Here is a 16118-nt window from a genome sequence, read left to right as displayed (position 1 = left end):
TGGCGGAGAGAAAGGGATTCGAACCCTTGAGACGGTTCCCCGCCTACACACTTTCCAGGCGTGCGCCTTCGACCACTCGGCCATCTCTCCGCATCGCCTTATCCCCGGGCTGGAAGGGCCGGAGGGGCCGGCGGTAAAGCCGACGCGAGCGAGGCGCAATATACTTATCGCCGCCTTGGGCGCAAGGGATCACGACGCCGGGATGACGATTGTTTTTGCGGCAGGGGCTTCCCATCTTGTGAGCGAGCCGCCCGGCATGGCACAAACAAACTTGTGCACGGGGCGGAACGGGTGGGCCAGCCTCAACTTATCCCCGTCAGCACAGGGAATGGGAATGCGGCTGATCTTGAGAATATTGGGCACCTGGCTGATCGGCCTGGCGCTGGTTTTGCTTGTTGTCGATGGCACCAAATCGCTTGGTGCCAACGCCCTGGTCTTTACGAGCCTGGCGGATTTGTGGACGCATCTGCATCCGCCGAGCCTCGTCGCAGTGGCGGGGTTTTTCGAGAGCCGGTTCTTTGCCGACCTGCTGGATGCCGCGCTCAAGGCCGCGCTGGGCTATCCGGCCTTTGCCGTGTTCGGCGTGCCGGGAATAGTGCTGGCGCTGCTGGGGCGGGCACCGCGGCGGGAACGTTTCCTGCGGCAGGACCAGATCTGATCAACGCCTGTAACCCGGCCGGCGGCGCCTGCGAATAGTGCTGTGAAAGGAAGATGCGACATGTTCTTCAAATCCAAACCCACCAGCATTCCCAATGCTGCCGAGGCCCTGCCCGGCCGCAACACCGAGATGGTCGTGACCAGCGAGCACTTCGTCAACGGCCAGAATCTGAAGGGTCCCTACCCCGTCGGCGCCGAAATCGTCTATTTCGCGCTGGGCTGTTTCTGGGGTGCGGAGCGCCTGTTCTGGCAATTGCCGGGGGTAATCGTCACCGCCGTCGGCTACCAGGGTGGGGCGACGCCAAACCCAAGCTATGAAGAGGTCTGCTCGGGCCGCACTGGCCATACCGAGGCGGTGAAGGTGGTCTATGACCCCAGCCAGATCAGCCTCGAAAAGCTGCTCAGGAGCTTCTGGGAAGAGCATGACCCGACCCAGGGCATGCGCCAGGGCAATGATGTGGGCACGCAGTATCGCTCGGCCATCTATACCACCACGCCCGAACAGGCTGCGGTGGTGGAGCAGAGCCGGCAGGCCTATCAGGCAGCGCTGAGCGCCAGGGGGCTTGGGCGAATCACCACCGAGATATCCCCGGCTGCCGAGTTCTTCTATGCCGAGACTTATCACCAGCAGTATCTGGCCAAAAATCCGCGCGGTTATTGCGGGCTGGCCGGCACCGGGGTCTCCTGCCCGATCGGGCTGGGGGTGACGGCTGCCGCAGAATAGTCACCACTGTGAACAACCAATGAATGATGGAAAACGCCGATCCGGATCACCGGGTCGGCGTTTTCGCATTTGCGGACCGTTTACTCGGGCAGCACGGCGAAGACCCTAAGCGCGCCGTCGGGCAGGCTGACATCGGCGAGCCAGGCCGGGAGGGTGCCGGCGGCATAGAGGTTGACGAAGCTGTCTTCGGCCTTGCCTGAGATGCCCTGGAGTTCGGGCATGCCGGGGCAGAGCACGACGAGGCCAATTCCGCGGGCATCGAGAATGGCGCGGGCATCGGCGATGGGGTCGTTGAAGAAGTGGAAGGCGTCCAACACGCCCTGCTGGTTTCGGTGATAGGGGGCGGCGACCACTTCATGCGGGGTATATAGCAGCAGGTGCGCGCCCAGATCGATGGGACTCATGACGCGCTCGGGCGGCAGTGCCGCCAGATCGGCAAAGGCGGCGGGAACCAGGCAGGGCTCCTTGCTGGCGCGGACCTCGGACACGGTCTGGGCGCGGCTGGGCACGACATTGACCAGTGCCGTCACCAGCAGCGACAGCACGACCCCGGAAAAGGCCAGCCAGCTCAGCACGAGGCCGGCAATGGCGGGGACGCGCGGGGCGGCAAGATAGCGCTGGCGGGCGGTGACGATGAGCCAAGCGGCGGCCGGCATGGCGGGCATGACCGCGAGGCGGGCGCCGCGCACCTGGGCCAGCATGACAACGGCGGTGAGACCCAGAAACACCAGTAGAGCTGCCCATTCGGCGCGGCCCTCGCGCACCCGCCACAAGCGCCAGAGCACCACGATGGCGCCGAGCAGGACAGGCACGCCGACGGCCATGGCATAGGCCGGCAGTTCGAACAGATTGTTAAACCAGGGCCGCGCCTCGACGATGGCGGCGATCCAGTTGGCCTGCAGCCAGGGATCGAGATTGCCATAGGGGCCGCCGAGGCATTGCGGATAGGCCATGACGACCAAAGCCAGGCCGGCGAGACCCAGAACAGCCAGCAGCAGGAAGCGCTGCCAGGCGTCGCGCGGCGGCATCAGGCTGGCAAGGGTGAAGACGGCGCCGACGACAAGGGCCACGGCCACGTAGACTGGCGAGATGACGTCGCAGGCCGCCTCCAGCCAGCGGGCGGGCGGGCGGAAGATGGCGAGGTGGACGACGGAACCGAGCGCGAAGGCGAGGCCGAAACCCCGCATGGCACTGGCGCGGGCAGTATCGAACACCCAGGCCAGCCCCATGACGAGGATGGCTGCGGCAATGGTGGGGAGCGCTTCGGTGGCGATGGCGAGGGCGGTGGCGGCACAAAGGCCGCACAGCAGCGCAAAGCGCGGCCGGCGCAGGGCCTCGATGCCGGTCCAGACCATGGCCAGGGTGAGCAGGATGATGACGTTGTGATGATCGACCCGGCCGGGTGTGAACTCGGCGGTGATGGCGGGGCTAAGCACCGGCAGGACCAGAGCGGGAAGCACGCCATCCGGGCCGACGAGGCGATGCGCCAACAGCGCACTGACCCAGAGCAGCAGGGCGAGCAACAGCATGGGCCAGACATAACCGGCCGCGACAAGCGCGCCATCCATGCCCAGTAGCGGGGTGAAGGCCATGACTAGCAAGGCCAGAGGCAGGTCCACCAGGCGCGACCAATGCAGTTCGGCGCCCCAGGGCGTATTGAGGCGATGGGCGGTGAGATCGTACCAGCCCTGCCCGCCGAGGAAATCGCGCACCATGACCATGCGCATGGCGTCGTCGGTATCGGCGAAGTAGGGCATGCCGTTGCGGCCATAGAGTGTGCGGACCAGCAGGATGGTCACCGCCGCCAGGAAGACCAGGGCAAGGAGACGAAGATCAGGGCCGCGGCGGGCGGAAGTCTGGCTGATCAAGGGAATATCCTGGGCGTGGGAGGCAGCAGGGTGCACCAGAGCGGGTTAAAATGGTGTGGAAACTGGACGGAGACCTTGGGGCGTTTGCAGCCGCCTCACAAGCGCATTGCTTTTGCACCGGACAGAATATAACAAGCTAGTTCTTTTTTAATTATGGATTTCATCATGTCGGATTCGCAAAGTGGCAGTTGGGCCGAAATCTTCACGCCGCGCTATGCGACGGTCACGCTGATCCTGTGCCTGGGTGTGGCGCTGTTTGCGTTCAATGCCTTTCTGGCATCGGTGGCGCTGCCAACGGCAGTGCAGCAGCTGGGCGGGGTGGCGCTGATTTCGTGGGCACTGACGCTCTATCTGGTCCTTGCCATCATGGGTGGGGCCGGGGCCGCCCTGCTCAAGCAGCGGCTGGGCTCGCGCATGGCGCTGATTGTGTCGGGCGGGGTATTCCTGGTGGGAACGCTGATTGCGGCCAATGCCTCGAGCATGACCGAGGTGTTGATCGGCCGTTCGTTTCAGGGGCTGGGCGAAGGGGTAGTGGCGGCAATCTGCTTTGCGCTGATTCCGGAACTGTTTCCCTCGCGTCTGGTGCCCAAGGTGTTCGGCATGCAGGCGGTGATCTGGGCCGTGGCGGCATTTGGCGGCCCGGTGCTGGCGGGCCTCTTGACCGAGCTCGTGTCGTGGCGGGCGGCATTCCTGATCAATGTGCCGGTGGTGCTGATCTTTGCGGCGATGGTGGCGTTTCGCGTGCCAGGCAAATCGAACGATGTGGTGGAGAGCCCTGGCTTTCCGGGGATCCGGCTGGTGGTTATCGGGGGCGGCATCATGCTGGTGGCGCTGGCCGGCATCGCGCCGCCGCTGCAGGCTACGGGGCTGCTGGCAGGCGCAGCAGCGATGCTGGTGGGCGCAGTACAGCTCGACCGGCGCAGCCGGACGCGACTGATGCCGACCGGCGCCTTCTGGCCCGACACGACAGTGGGTAGCGGTCTGTGGGTGGCACTGCTGATGCCGGTGGCCGGCGCAACCTCGGCGGTCTATCTGGTGCTCCTGGTGCAACAGCTATGGGGCTATGGCCCGACGCTGGCGGGCGGCATCGGCGCGGTGATGGCGGTGGCCTGGAGCCTGTCGGCAATCGTCGTGGCCAATGTGCGCCAGCGCGAGACCCGCAAGGTGCTGATCCGCACCGGGCCGGCCCTGCTGTCGCTGGGGCTGCTCGGCGTGTTGACGGGGCTGCTGACCGGACAATTGGCCGTGCTGCTGGTGGCGCAACTGGCGATCGGCGCCGGGTTCGGCATTTCCAACGGCTATCTCAACCTGACGCTGATGGAAGCCTCGAGCGATGCCGACCGCGATCGTACCTCGGCCCTGATTCCGACCACGCAATCGGCGGGCAATGCCATCGGCGCGGCGCTGGCTGGGGTAGCGGCCAATGGCGCGGGCTATGCCACGGCGACCGGCGCCGCCGCGATTCAGCAGGCGATCACTCCTGTCTTCGTGCTGGGCGCGGCCATGGCGGCCCTGGCCTTTTTGGCGGCCTGGCGGACGGCGGGCCTAGTGCGACCGCAGGACACCAGCTCAAGCTTCGCGGCGGGGTGACGGCCGGCCTCGATCCTAACGGGCGAGGTCGATGGCGTAGATCTGGATGACGGCGTCGGGCGGGCTGACGGGAACCAGCCAGGACCAGGAGAGGCCCTCGAAATCGGGAACGTCATGGAGCGCCAGACTGGCCGGCAGGCCGCGGCAGAACACCAGGTAATCAAGATCCCGCTCGCTGGCCACGGCCCGCGCTTCGGCCTCGCCGCCGGCATAGAATCGCACCATGTCGCGCAGGCCGGATTCGTTGCGGTGATAGCCGGCCGAGACGATGGAATGGGGCGTCTCGAGCAGCAATTGCGGGCCGATCAGCAGGAAAGACATCAATCGGCCCGGCGGCAGGGCGGCCAGGGATTGGTAGGCGGGCCGTTCGAGGCAGGCCTCCCAACTATTCGTGTCGGTGGCGGGCGGCACCGGTGCGAACATGGCATAGGCATAGGTGAACAGCGTCCAGTGGGCCGCACTCATGAAGGCCAGCACGGTCACTCCGGCCTGGGCGGCCGCAGCGAGCGTCTGGCGGGATTGAAACCAGGTCCAGACACGCCAGACCAGCCATGCGGGACCCGGCAGGATGGCAATGCTGAGCAGGCGAAATCCACGCACCTGCAGGCAGAAGACGGCGAACAGGGCCAGGCAGAAGCCGGCCAGCACCAGCCAGCGCCAGCGCTGATCGGCGGGCGCCAGCGTGGTCACCAGCAATACGGCGGCCATGCCCAGCACCGGCATGACGAGCAGGGCGACCTGCGCCCGCATCTGGCTGCCCCAGATCCAGATCGGCTGCGCCTCGCCGATTTCGGACAACAGGATATTGGCCAGATCCGGATCGAGATTGCCGTAGGGCCCATTGCGGCATTCGGGAAAGAGCCACAGTACCACAGCAAGCGACAGGACAGCGAGCAGTGCCAGCACGCCCAGCCGGGCTGCCGCATGACGCAGGAAGGGGCCAGCCAGCACGGCGGCCAGCATGGCGAGGCCGTAGCAGGTGCCAGCCACGACATAGGTGGCCGACAGCGCGTCGCAGGCCGGCGCCAGCCAGGCCTGCACGGGGCCGGACGCCAACAGATGCAGCAGCAGGGCGGCCGGGAAGCTGGCGGCGAAGGCAAGGAGCTGCGGCCGGCCGCGCTGGGGCTCGACCAGCCAATAAAGGGCAAAGCAGATGAGCGCAGCAATGACCGAGGGCAGAACTTCGGTGCCGATGGCGAGACCGGTGGCGGCGATGAGGCCGGCAGCAATGGCCCAGCCGATGCTATAGCGCCCCATGAGGCTGGCGAGGATCAGGGCCAGGGTGAGGGCGATCTGGACATTATGGTGGTCGACCCGGCCGGGCATGAATTCGGTATAGATGGCGATAGCCATGGCCAGCAGGCCCAGCGCCGGCAGGCGGGCGGCGGGGCCGGCCAGGCGCTCGGTCAGTTCGGCCAGCAGCGCCACCGTTGCCAGAAGCACCAGCAGTGGCCAGACGAAGGCCGCCCAGAAGGGGGCGGTCCCATGGACGAAGGGCGTGAACAGGGCGATGAGCAGGACCAGCGGCGCATCGACGAGGCGAGACCAGTGCATCGGCGCGCCAAACGGCGCGTTGTCGCGATATTGGGTGGTGTCGAACCAGGACTGGCCGTTGAACAGATCGATGGCCTGGACCAGGCGCATGGCATCGTCGCCATCGACCTTGGGGGGATTGCCCCCGATGAGGGCGGCAATGCTGAGCGCAATGGCGATGACCGCCCAGACCAGGACGACCTCGAACCATTTTTGTCCCACCCAACCCATGTGCGACGCCCCGCCTCGACCGGGGATAGCCATAGCAATGGCAGGTTAAGCCGGATTAAAGCGGGACGGCAAAAGAAGGGCGGTAGCAATGCCACCGCCCAGTTCGTCAGGGAGAAAACGTTGTCTCCCCGCTAGGCGCGGGGCTGGGGGACAATGCGCAGATAGGGCTTCAGTTCCTTCCAGCCTTCGGGGAATTTTTCCTTGGCGGCCTCGGGCGAGACGGACGAACCGATGATGACATCCTCACCGTTCTTCCAGTTCACCGGGGTGGCGACGGAGAATTTGGCAGTGAGCTGCAGGCTGTCGATGACGCGGATGACCTCATCGAAATTGCGTCCGGTGGAGGCCGGATATTCGATCTTGAGCTTGACCTTCTTGTCCGGGCCGATGACGAAGACCGAACGCACGGTCAGCGTATTGTCGGCATTGGGATGGATCATGTCATAGAGGCGGGCGACTTCGCCCTTGGTATCGGCCAGCAGCGGGAAATTGAGCGCCGTGCCCTGGGTTTCCACAATGTCCTTGGCCCAGCTGGCGTGATCCTCGAGCTTGTCGACGGAGAGGCCCAGGACCTTGACGCCGCGCTTTTCGAATTCGGGTTTCAGCTTGGCGGTATAGCCCAGCTCGGTGGTGCAGACCGGGGTGAAATTCTTGGGGTGGCTGAACAGCACGGCCCAGGAGCCATCGATATAGTCGTGGAAGTGGATCGGGCCTTCAGTGGAATCGAGGGTGAAATCGGGGGCGGTATCGCCAATCAGAATTGCCATCTTTTTGCCTGTTCCTTGTCGAGCCAATGGCCCATATGCGCTTGGTTAGAAATATCGTCCTCCGCGCCGCCAAAAGCAGCGGCAGGGGGCGAAATGCTTTTATAATGTGTGAGGACACAGCGCCATGGCGTTCCAAATGGCGCGGTCTTGTGAGAACGGGGCCTAGTTCAGCAGCGCGAGAAGGCTGGTGGGGCTGTCGGGGTGCCGCAGGATATAGGCCACCAGCGGTGGCAGCACGCCGAAGCACATAGCCACCAGCGGGGATGCATTGAGCAGGCGGGCGATGAGGTAGACGATGAGGAAGGCGGCAAAGGCAAAGAGCAGGTTGGCCGCATTGTCGGCCAGCAACGCCATCAACCGTCCCATAGCGACCCTCCCAGATGCGCCCGTAAAGGCACACTGGGCGCGGGAGATTTTCATTCCATGGCAGAATGAAATCGCATTTGGCTAAAGTTTGCTAGCGGGCGGCAGCCGGGGCGCCATTGCTCCAGGTGACCTGCTCGCCCGAAAGCGGAATGACCGAGAGGCTCATCTTGCCGCTGCCCTGCTGAATCTCGCGGGCATGGGCCAGGTAGATCAGCGAATCGTTGGCGGCGTCATAGATGCGGCTGACGCGCAGCGACTTCCAGATCAGCGAGCGCCCTTCCCTGAAGATTTCCTCGCCGCCCGAGCGGGTGGCGATATCGCCAATGGTGATGGGGCCGGTGACCGTGCAATCGAGCGCCGAATAGGAGGGGTCCTCGAACCAGTTGCCCTGCTGCAGCCGATCGATGAAGGAGCGGTTGAAATAGGCCAGGTGGCAGACCACGCCATCAACTTCGGGATCGGCGACCGCATCGATCGAGATGTCATTGCCGGTCCAGTCGACGCCGACGCTGCCGACCTCGCGGCTATCGCCACAGGCAGCAAGCGTCAGGGCGACAGTAGCGGTCATGGCGAGGGCGGCGAGACGGTGCATGGGCGGGCTCCTGGTTCGGGCCATAGATGGTGCATTTGCCACGGCACGCAAGGGCGCGGCGTCAGTACCGTTTCTGGCGCAGATGCCGTTCGAGCACGCGGACCAACAGGGAGAGCGAGATGGTCATGGTGAGATAGAGGAAGGCCACCACATTGTAGGTCTCGAAGAACAGGAAGGTGCCCGAGGAATAGACCTTGCCGAGCTGGGTGATGTCCTGCACGCCGAGGGCCGAGACCAGGGCGCTGTCCTTGATCATGGAGACGAAATCATTGGCCAAAGGCGGCAGGATGGTGCGCAGGGCCTGGGGGAAGGTGACGAGGCGGAAGCATTTCCAGGGCGAGAAGCCGAGCGCGCGGGCGGCCTCGATCTGCCCGCGATCGACCGCCTCGATGCCGGCGCGGAAAATCTCGGCGATGAAGGCGGAGTAGCAGATGGTGAGTGCCACGATGGCGCGCCAGACGAAATCGAACTGGCGGATGGTAACCACCGTATCGAAGGGCTGCAGCAGCCAGTTGAGGCCCCCCACCATGGCCGGGGCGCCGACAAAGGCGACGTAGAACAGGAAGACCAGGACGGGAATGCCGCGGATGATCTCGACATAGAAGGTGGCCAGTTCGACCAGTATTCGATTGCCGGAGGTGCGCGCCAGGGCGATGAGCAGGCCGATCAGCGTGGCGGCGAAGAAGGCGACGGCGGTGACCCAGAGCGTGGTGGCGATGCCGCCGGACAGGGCGCGGAAGATCTGGGCATAGCCGGTATCGCCGATAATGCCCCAGAGGCCGAGCACGAAGAGCAGCGCAATGGCCATGAGCCACCACGGGGTGCGGGAGAGAATGGAGGGCTTGCGGGGGGTGTAGGTCATGGATGTGGGGATCGCGGCGGGGGCCACGATCCCGAAATTCCCGTTACTGCGCCGAATTATATTCGTAGAACCACTTCTGCTGCAGGGTGTCCATGGTGCCGTCGGCCTTGATCTGGGCCAAGGCAGCGTTGACCGGGGCGACAAGGTCGGAGCCGGGCGGGAAGATGAAGCCGAAATCTTCGGTGCCGAGCGGGGTACCGACCACTTTGAAGGCGCCGGGATTGGCGCCGATATAGCCATTGGCCGAGGTCTGATCCATCAGCACGGTATCGACGTCGCCGGCCTGCAGGGCCTGGACCGAGGCGCCGAAGGTGTCGAACAGCTTGATGCGCGGATTGGCCTCGTCGCCATCGAGCACGTTGTAGACCGCGACATAGAAATTGGTGGTGCCGGCCTGGGCGGCGACGAGGAAGCCGGTGTTGGCGGCAAAGGTCGCGGCATCGGAGAAGCGGGTCTCGTCGGCCCGTACCAGCATGAGTTGCTGGGAGGTCAGGTAGCTGTCGGAGAAATCGACCTGGCCCTTGCGCTCGTCATTGATGGTGATGCCGTCCATGCCGACATCGAACTGGCCGTCGCGCACCGACTGGATCATCACGTCCCAGCTGGTCAGCTCCCAGCGAACGCCGGCATTGAGGCGTTTGCCGATCTCGTTGAAAAGATCATATTCAAAGCCGATGCCTTCGCCGGTGGTCGGATCGGCGAAATTGAGCGGGACATAGGCGTTTTCGGTGACGGCCAGGATGGTGCGGCCGCCCAGATCGGGCAGGTCCTGCGCCTGCGTGGCGGTGAGGCCCAAGGCAAAAGTGGCCGCGGCGGCGGCAAGCAGCTTGGTCAGGTTTGGCATGAGGCGGCAGTCTCCCGGTGCGTGTTTGCCGGCAGACTAGACCAGACGGTCAGGGGTTGGAAACGGGATTTCCGGTTCTCAACTCTCGTCGACCACTTCGGCGTCGGGGCCGTTCTTCTTGACCGAGTCGATGGCGTTTACCGCGCTGGACTTCTGCTTGTAGCGCTCGGAGCGCACCATGGTTTCGCCGTTGGAGGCGACGAAGCGGATGTAGAACTGTTCGTCTTTCGAAGCGTCGATCTCGAAGCGGTAGCCCTTGCCCGCTTCGCCCTTGGTCAGATCGACCGTGGGGGCGGCGGGGGCGTTCTTTTTGAGCGAGTCGATGGCCGAGTTGGCGCTGGCCTTCTGCTTGTAGTTTTCCGACCAGACGATGGGTTCGGCATTGTAAACAAAGGCGAATTTGAACTGGTCGTTGGCGGCGGCGGTGATCTTGAACTTATGCGCCATGACGCTGGCCCTCCTCAGGAGCGGCCGCGACCGGGCCGCTTTGCGAAGAGCAGAGTAACGTACTGTCAGCAGAAGAATAGAGGGGGGAAGGGGTATTGAGAGCCCCGACATTCGGGCCAAACACCCCCCACCCTTGATCCCTCCCCGCAAGGGGGAGGGTGTCGACTGCACCATCTCAGGTGCGCAGCATGCCGCCAGATTGCTTGGTGACTGCTGCAATTATGCTGGCGGAAATCTTGTCGATTTCTTCCTCGGTGAGCGTCTTGTCACTGGGCTGCAGCGTCACCGCGATGGCGACGGACTTCTTGCCCTCGCCGACATGGCTGCCTTCGAAGACGTCAAAGACATTAACGTCGCGGATCAGCACCTTGTCGGCACCGCGGGCGGCCTTGAGGATGGCGCCGGCGGTGACCGCCTTGTCGACCACGAAGGCGAAATCGCGGGTCAGCGGCATCAGCGCCGAGAGATCGAGGGCCGGCTTGGTGCGGGTCGGCTTCTTGCGCGGCTCAGGGAGAGCATCGAGATCGAGCTCGAAAGCGGCGACGGGGAAGTCGAGATCGAGCTCGGCTGCCCAGGCCGGGTGGAGTTCGCCGAACCAGCCGAGGGTCTTGGGACCCTGGGCAATACGGCCGCCGCGGCCGGGATGGCTCCAGGGCGCCGGCTCGGCAAAGAGCTGCACCTTGTCGATGTCATAGCCCAGGGCGTCAAGCACGGCGGCGAGGTCGGCCTTGGCGTCGAAGACGGTGACGGGCTCGGCCTTGCCGGACCAGTGGCGGCCCGAACCATCGAGCTTTGCCGTGCCGGTGCGGATGCCGGTGGCATAGGTGTGCTGGCCCTCGGGCGCGTCGGAGAGGAAGACCTGGCCGACTTCGAACAGGGCCAGATCGGCCGTGCCACGATTGGCATTGCGGCGGGCGGCCGCCAGCAGGCCGGGCAGCAAGGAGGGCCGCATGTCGGTCATGTCGGAGGCGATGGCATTGGCCAGCTGCAGGCTTTCCTGCCCGCCACCGAAGCGAGTGGCTTGCTCATTGGAGATGAAGGACCAGGTGACGGCCTCATCCAGACCGCGCGATGCCAGCGCCCGGCGGGCAATGCGGCGGCGGTTCTGGATGGTGGTGAGCATGCGCGGCGCGACGTGGCTGAGACGCGGGAGCGGCTCGACCGGGACATTGTCGACGCCAACCATGCGCATGACTTCTTCGACCAGGTCGGCCTTCTGCGTCACGTCGGGGCGCCATGACGGCACCTTGACGGTGAAGGTGTCACCCTTGCCGGTCATTTCGAAACCGAGGCGCGACAGGATGGCGGTGGCCACCATCGGCTCGACTTCGAGCCCGGTGAGGCGGCGGACTTCGGAGAGCGGGAATTCGACAGTCGTGTTCGGCAACACGTCTTCGCCCGAAATGGCCGGCTCAAGCGGCGTGCCGCCGCAGAGTTCGAGCACGAGGCGGGTGGCGAGTTCCAGGCCCGGTTCGGTCAAAGCCGGATCGACATGGCGCTCGAGGCGATAGCGGGCGTCGCTGACGATGCCGGTCTTGCGGCCGGTGCGGGCGATCAGCTCGGGATCCCAGCTGGCGCATTCCATGAAGACGTTGACGGTCTCGTCGGTAACGCCGGAGCGGATGCCGCCCATGATGCCGCCGAGGCAGAGCGGGCCGGTATCGTCGGCGATGACGGTCATGGTCTCGTCGAGGGTATAGACCTTGTTGTCGAGCGCGTCGAAAGCCTCGTTGCGGGCATTGCGCAGCACGGGCTGGCCATTGAGCTTATCGGCATCATAGGCATGCAGCGGGCGGCCCCAGCCGAGCGAGACCAGGTTGGTGATATCAACAATGGTGTTGATGGGACGCAGGCCCACAGCGCGCAGGCGCTGCTGCAGCCAGGCGGGGGACGGACCGTTTTTGATGCCCTTGATATAGCGGCCGGCGAACTTGCGGATCGCCTTGGGCTCGTCGGCGCCGAACTGGTGCGGCAGGGGCGCGATGGGGCTCGGACCGTTCGACGCGACCGGCGACATGTCGGTGGCTTTGAGCGTGCCGAGGCCGAAGGCCGCGAGATCGCGCGCTATGCCATAGACGCCGGTGGCGTCGCCACGATTGGGGGTGATGGAAATGTCGAAGACCACCCCGCCAATGCCGGCATATTCGGTATATTTGACGCCGATGGGCGCATCGGCGGGCAGCTCGATAATGCCGTCGTGATCGTTGGAAAGTTCCAGTTCGGCATTGGAGCAGAGCATGCCGTTGGACACCTGCCCACGGATATTGCCCTTGCCGATGGTCATGTCCTTGCCCGGGATATAGGTGCCGGGGAAGGCGAAGACCGACTTGAGGCCGGTGCGGGCATTGGGGGCGCCGCAGACCACGTCGATCAATTCACCGCTGCCGGCGTCGACCTTGCAGACGCGCAGCTTGTCGGCATTGGGGTGCTGTTCGGCCGAGACGACATGGGCGGTAACGAAGGCCGAGAGCTGCTTGCCCTGATCCTCCATGCCCTCGACTTCGAGGCCGACCAGGGTCAGCGTCTTGCCGATCTCGTCGGGTGACGCATCGGTATCGAGGTGCTCCTTGAGCCAGTCGAGGGTGAATTTCATGTGTTGAGCACCTTAGCGGAAATCGGACTTGCTGCCGTTGATCGGCGGCAAAGCACGGGAAATTTTCATCAGTTCGACGAGGACGTTGGCGAAGCCGCGGGCATCATCGATGGCTTTGTGGGTGTGGGCGATATGGCCGTAGAATTCGGCCGGCAGCTTGCTCATGCCCCAATCGAGATAGGGGGCGCCGCGCAGGGTGCCGGCCATGGTATAGAGGCAGACGCCGCCGCCGCGGAAGATCTGGCGGCCCTTGAAGGGGCCGGACAAAGCGCGGGTGCCGGCATATTCGTCGAGATAGTGATCCATCCACAGCCCGTCGAAGATCATCGGCGCGGCGACGAAGACCTTGGGACCGGGCAGGCTTTCCACCCAATCGGCAAAGCGTGGCATGACCAAAGCCGGGTCTTCGGCGCCATTGGTCGCGGCCTCCCAGGCTTCGGGCTGGGTGGACCACCATGCCATGGTGGTCTCGTTGGTGGTGCGATCGGAGCGGGGTTTCAGCACCGCTTCGAAATCGCCATGGCTGGTGCCGTCGGCCTCGATGGCGACCGAGGCGAAGCTCAGCATGGAATTGTGCAGCGGAGTGGGGCCGTCGCTTTCGATATCGGTGACGATGAAGATGGGCGAGGCGACGCGATTATAGACGTCACGTCCCGCCGGCAGCACGGTGACCAGCCGGAAGGTCTCGCAGACCACATCCATGTCCGGCGAAAAGCCGCCATTGCGGGCGAAATAGGCCTCGTGGCCGGCGCGCCATTGGGCGTAATCGCCCTCGCCTTCGCGGTCGGTGAAGCTGGGGGCGACATCGTCGAAGCGCAGGGTTTCGACGCTCTGGGTTTCGATCACCGCGGCAGGTTCGCCCGCGCCATTGAGCACCACGTCGCGGCGGCCGACTTCCGGCATGGGCTCCCCGCCCGGCCCGTAACCGCGCAGGGCGCCGCAGGTCGCGGTCTTCTTGCCGGCGAGCACGAGGGCCAAAAGCTCATCGTTGAGCTGCGGCGAGTCGCCGAAGCTGAACTGGATGGCAGAGGCGTATTGGGGCGGGAGAGCGGTCACTGGCGCCGACCCTCTCGTCCACGGAACGGGTTCCATCCACCGAGCGACACCTCCCCCTCGACGGGGGAGGCCGGGAGGGGGTGCGAGAGCCCGGATATCGGGGCCAACCGCCCCCCACCCTTGATCCCTCCCCGCAAGGGGGAGGGTGTCGACTGAGGAGCCGGGCTGTCTTCTTGAAAGCCAAGCATCCTAGCTGCTCAGCCCCCCGAACAGCGTCGGCAGGTCGAGCGGGCGGAAGCCGTAGTGGTCGAGCCAGCGCTGGTCGGCGTCGAAGAAGGCGCGCAGGTCGGGCATGCCGTATTTCAGCATGGCGATGCGATCGATGCCCATGCCCCAGGCGAAGCCCTGGTAGACATCGGGGTCGAGGCCGGCATTGCGGATCACATTGGGGTGGACCATGCCGCAGCCGAGGATTTCGAGCCAGTCGCTGCCCTCGCCGATCTTGACCTCGTTGCCCGAGCGATCGCACTGCACGTCGACTTCCATCGACGGCTCGGTGAAGGGGAAGAAGCTGGGGCGGAAGCGCAGCGTGACGTTGGGGACCTCGAAATAGGCCTTGAGGAATTCCTCGAGCACCCAGCGCAGCTGGCCGATATGGCTGGACTTGTCGATGACGAGGCCCTCGACCTGATGGAACATCGGGGTATGGGTCTGGTCACTGTCATTGCGATAGGTGCGGCCGGGCATGACCACGCGGATGGGCGGATCCATGGCCGGGGTGATGTAGCCGGCGGCCGGCTTTTCATTGGTCTTCTGCATGACGCGCATCTGCACCGGCGAGGTGTGGGTGCGCAGCACCTTCTTGATGCCATCGGCACCGGGCTTCATGAAGAAGGTGTCGTGCATTTCGCGCGCGGGGTGACCTTCGGGGAAGTTCAGCGCGGTGAAGTTGAAATAGTCGGTCTCGATATCGGGGCCTTCGGCGATCGAGAAGCCCATGTCCGAGAAGATCGCGGTGATCTCGTCGATGGTCTGGCTGATCGGATGGATGCGGCCGCGCGCGGTGGGCGCAGCCTGCAATGGCAGGGTGATATCGACGGTTTCGGCCTTGAGGCGGGCGTCGAGGGCGGCGGATTTGAGCCCGGCGCTCTTGGCCTCGATCAGGCCAGCAATTTCGGTCTTGAGCCCGTTGATGGCGGGGCCGGCGCTTTTGCGCTCTTCGGGGGCCATGGAACCGAGCGAGGCGAGGAGCGCCGAGACGCTGCCCTTCTTGCCCAGGGCCGCGACGCGCACGGCGTCGAGCGCGGTGTCGTCACCAGCGGCGGCAATGGCGGCCGAAAGCTCGGCGCGGAGGGTGTCGATCTGGCTATCGAGGGACATGGGATTTCTCAACTCGGACGATTGCGGCGGTTAGAGCAAAACAAAACGCCCCGCGCCAGCCTTCTCAGGCGGCGCAAGGCGCTAATTTGACCTCAGCGAAGCTGGGGAGTGTTAGGCGGTGACGCGCGCGTGGGTCGTAGCATCGACCTTTTCGAGATACGCGAGTGCTGCCTTGGCCTTGGCGACCAGCACGCCGAACGCTTCGGGCTGGGTGATCGCGAGATCGCTCAGCACCTTGCGGTCAACGGCAACCTCAGCCTTGCTGAGGCCGTCGATAAATCGACCATAGGTTAGCCCGTAGTCGCGCACGGCAGCGTTGATACGCTGGATCCAGAGCGCGCGGAAATTGCGCTTCTTGACGCGACGATCGCGGTACGCGTACTGGCCGGCCTTTTCGACGGCCTGCTTGGCGATACGGATCGTGGACTTGCGGCGGCCATAATAGCCCTCCGCAGCCTTCAAGACCTTCTTGTGACGGGCGTGATTGGTAACGCCTCTTTTAACGCGTGACATGTGTCAGCTTCCTTTCAGCGTTAGCGGTTGTACGGCATGTACCACTTGACCAGACCCTCGTCGCCCTTGGACAGGATCTTGGTGCCGCGGTTGGTGCGGATGTACTTGGCGTTGTGGTTGATCAGGCGGTGGCGCTTGCCGGCGACGCCTGCCTT

15 protein-coding genes and 1 tRNA gene are annotated in these 16118 nt (G+C 64.6%); 3 read left to right on the top strand and 13 right to left on the bottom strand.

Annotated features, from left to right (window positions below; genetic code table 11):
• A tRNA-Ser gene (locus V6M52_RS00930) sits at positions 1 to 90 on the bottom strand.
• A 244-nt stretch (positions 91 to 334) separates the two neighbouring features.
• Here V6M52_RS00930 and V6M52_RS00925 point away from each other — a divergent pair.
• On the top strand, positions 335 to 658 hold the full coding sequence (locus V6M52_RS00925) for a hypothetical protein (RefSeq protein ID WP_332691021.1): 324 nt from the start codon (positions 335 to 337) through the stop codon (positions 656 to 658).
• A gap of 60 nt (positions 659 to 718) precedes the next feature.
• Entirely contained in the window at positions 719 to 1381 is a 663-nt protein-coding gene (msrA, locus tag V6M52_RS00920) for a peptide-methionine (S)-S-oxide reductase MsrA (protein ID WP_332698461.1), read from the top strand.
• 80 nt (positions 1382 to 1461) lie between these two features.
• Here msrA and V6M52_RS00915 read toward each other — a convergent pair whose 3' ends face one another.
• A complete protein-coding gene (locus V6M52_RS00915) occupies positions 1462 to 3249 on the bottom strand; it encodes a hypothetical protein (protein ID WP_332698458.1) in 1788 nt (595 codons plus the stop codon).
• A 165-nt stretch (positions 3250 to 3414) separates the two neighbouring features.
• Here V6M52_RS00915 and V6M52_RS00910 point away from each other — a divergent pair, with 165 nt between their 5' ends.
• Entirely contained in the window at positions 3415 to 4839 is a 1425-nt protein-coding gene (locus tag V6M52_RS00910; protein WP_332691012.1) for an MFS transporter, read from the top strand.
• Between the two features lie 15 nt (positions 4840 to 4854).
• On the opposite strand, the gene V6M52_RS00905 is transcribed toward V6M52_RS00910, so the two are convergent.
• The 11 genes from V6M52_RS00905 to rplT form a co-directional block, all read right to left on the bottom strand.
• A complete protein-coding gene (locus V6M52_RS00905; RefSeq protein WP_332698455.1) occupies positions 4855 to 6603 on the bottom strand; it encodes a hypothetical protein in 1749 nt (582 codons plus the stop codon).
• A 131-nt stretch (positions 6604 to 6734) separates the two neighbouring features.
• Entirely contained in the window at positions 6735 to 7370 is a 636-nt protein-coding gene (locus tag V6M52_RS00900; protein ID WP_332691006.1) for a peroxiredoxin, read from the bottom strand.
• A gap of 162 nt (positions 7371 to 7532) precedes the next feature.
• Positions 7533 to 7736, bottom strand: coding sequence for a hypothetical protein (locus V6M52_RS00895; RefSeq protein ID WP_332691003.1), 204 nt, complete (start codon positions 7734 to 7736; stop codon positions 7533 to 7535).
• A 91-nt stretch (positions 7737 to 7827) separates the two neighbouring features.
• Positions 7828 to 8304 carry a CreA family protein gene (locus V6M52_RS00890; protein ID WP_442881794.1) on the bottom strand — a complete coding sequence of 159 codons (477 nt, stop codon included), beginning with the start codon at positions 8302 to 8304 and terminating at the stop codon, positions 7828 to 7830.
• A gap of 85 nt (positions 8305 to 8389) precedes the next feature.
• Positions 8390 to 9190, bottom strand: coding sequence for an amino acid ABC transporter permease (locus V6M52_RS00885; protein ID WP_332690997.1), 801 nt, complete (start codon positions 9188 to 9190; stop codon positions 8390 to 8392).
• A gap of 43 nt (positions 9191 to 9233) precedes the next feature.
• Positions 9234 to 10034, bottom strand: coding sequence for a transporter substrate-binding domain-containing protein (locus V6M52_RS00880; protein ID WP_332698449.1), 801 nt, complete (start codon positions 10032 to 10034; stop codon positions 9234 to 9236).
• A 78-nt stretch (positions 10035 to 10112) separates the two neighbouring features.
• Positions 10113 to 10481, bottom strand: coding sequence for a YegP family protein (locus V6M52_RS19925; protein ID WP_442881793.1), 369 nt, complete (start codon positions 10479 to 10481; stop codon positions 10113 to 10115).
• A 175-nt stretch (positions 10482 to 10656) separates the two neighbouring features.
• Complete coding sequence (gene pheT / locus V6M52_RS00865) at positions 10657 to 13074, bottom strand: phenylalanine--tRNA ligase subunit beta (RefSeq protein ID WP_332698446.1); 2418 nt, start codon at positions 13072 to 13074, stop codon at positions 10657 to 10659.
• 12 nt (positions 13075 to 13086) lie between these two features.
• Positions 13087 to 14130, bottom strand: a complete 1044-nt coding sequence (locus V6M52_RS00860; RefSeq protein ID WP_332698443.1) for an ASCH domain-containing protein — start codon at positions 14128 to 14130, stop codon at positions 13087 to 13089.
• Positions 14131 to 14319: 189 nt separating this feature from the next.
• Positions 14320 to 15450, bottom strand: a complete 1131-nt coding sequence (gene pheS, locus V6M52_RS00855; RefSeq protein ID WP_332698440.1) for a phenylalanine--tRNA ligase subunit alpha — start codon at positions 15448 to 15450, stop codon at positions 14320 to 14322.
• Positions 15451 to 15561: 111 nt separating this feature from the next.
• The gene (rplT, locus tag V6M52_RS00850; RefSeq protein ID WP_332690983.1) at positions 15562 to 15963 is read right to left on the bottom strand and encodes a 50S ribosomal protein L20; all 402 of its coding nucleotides are present in this window, start codon (positions 15961 to 15963) and stop codon (positions 15562 to 15564) included.
• Between the last annotated feature and the right edge of the window lie 155 nt (positions 15964 to 16118).

The sequence above is a fragment of the Devosia sp. genome, assembly GCF_036676215.1.
GTDB lineage: Bacteria > Pseudomonadota > Alphaproteobacteria > Rhizobiales > Devosiaceae > Devosia.
The sequence above is the reverse complement of the archived record's forward strand: the minus strand, read 5'-3'. Positions and strand labels throughout refer to the sequence as shown.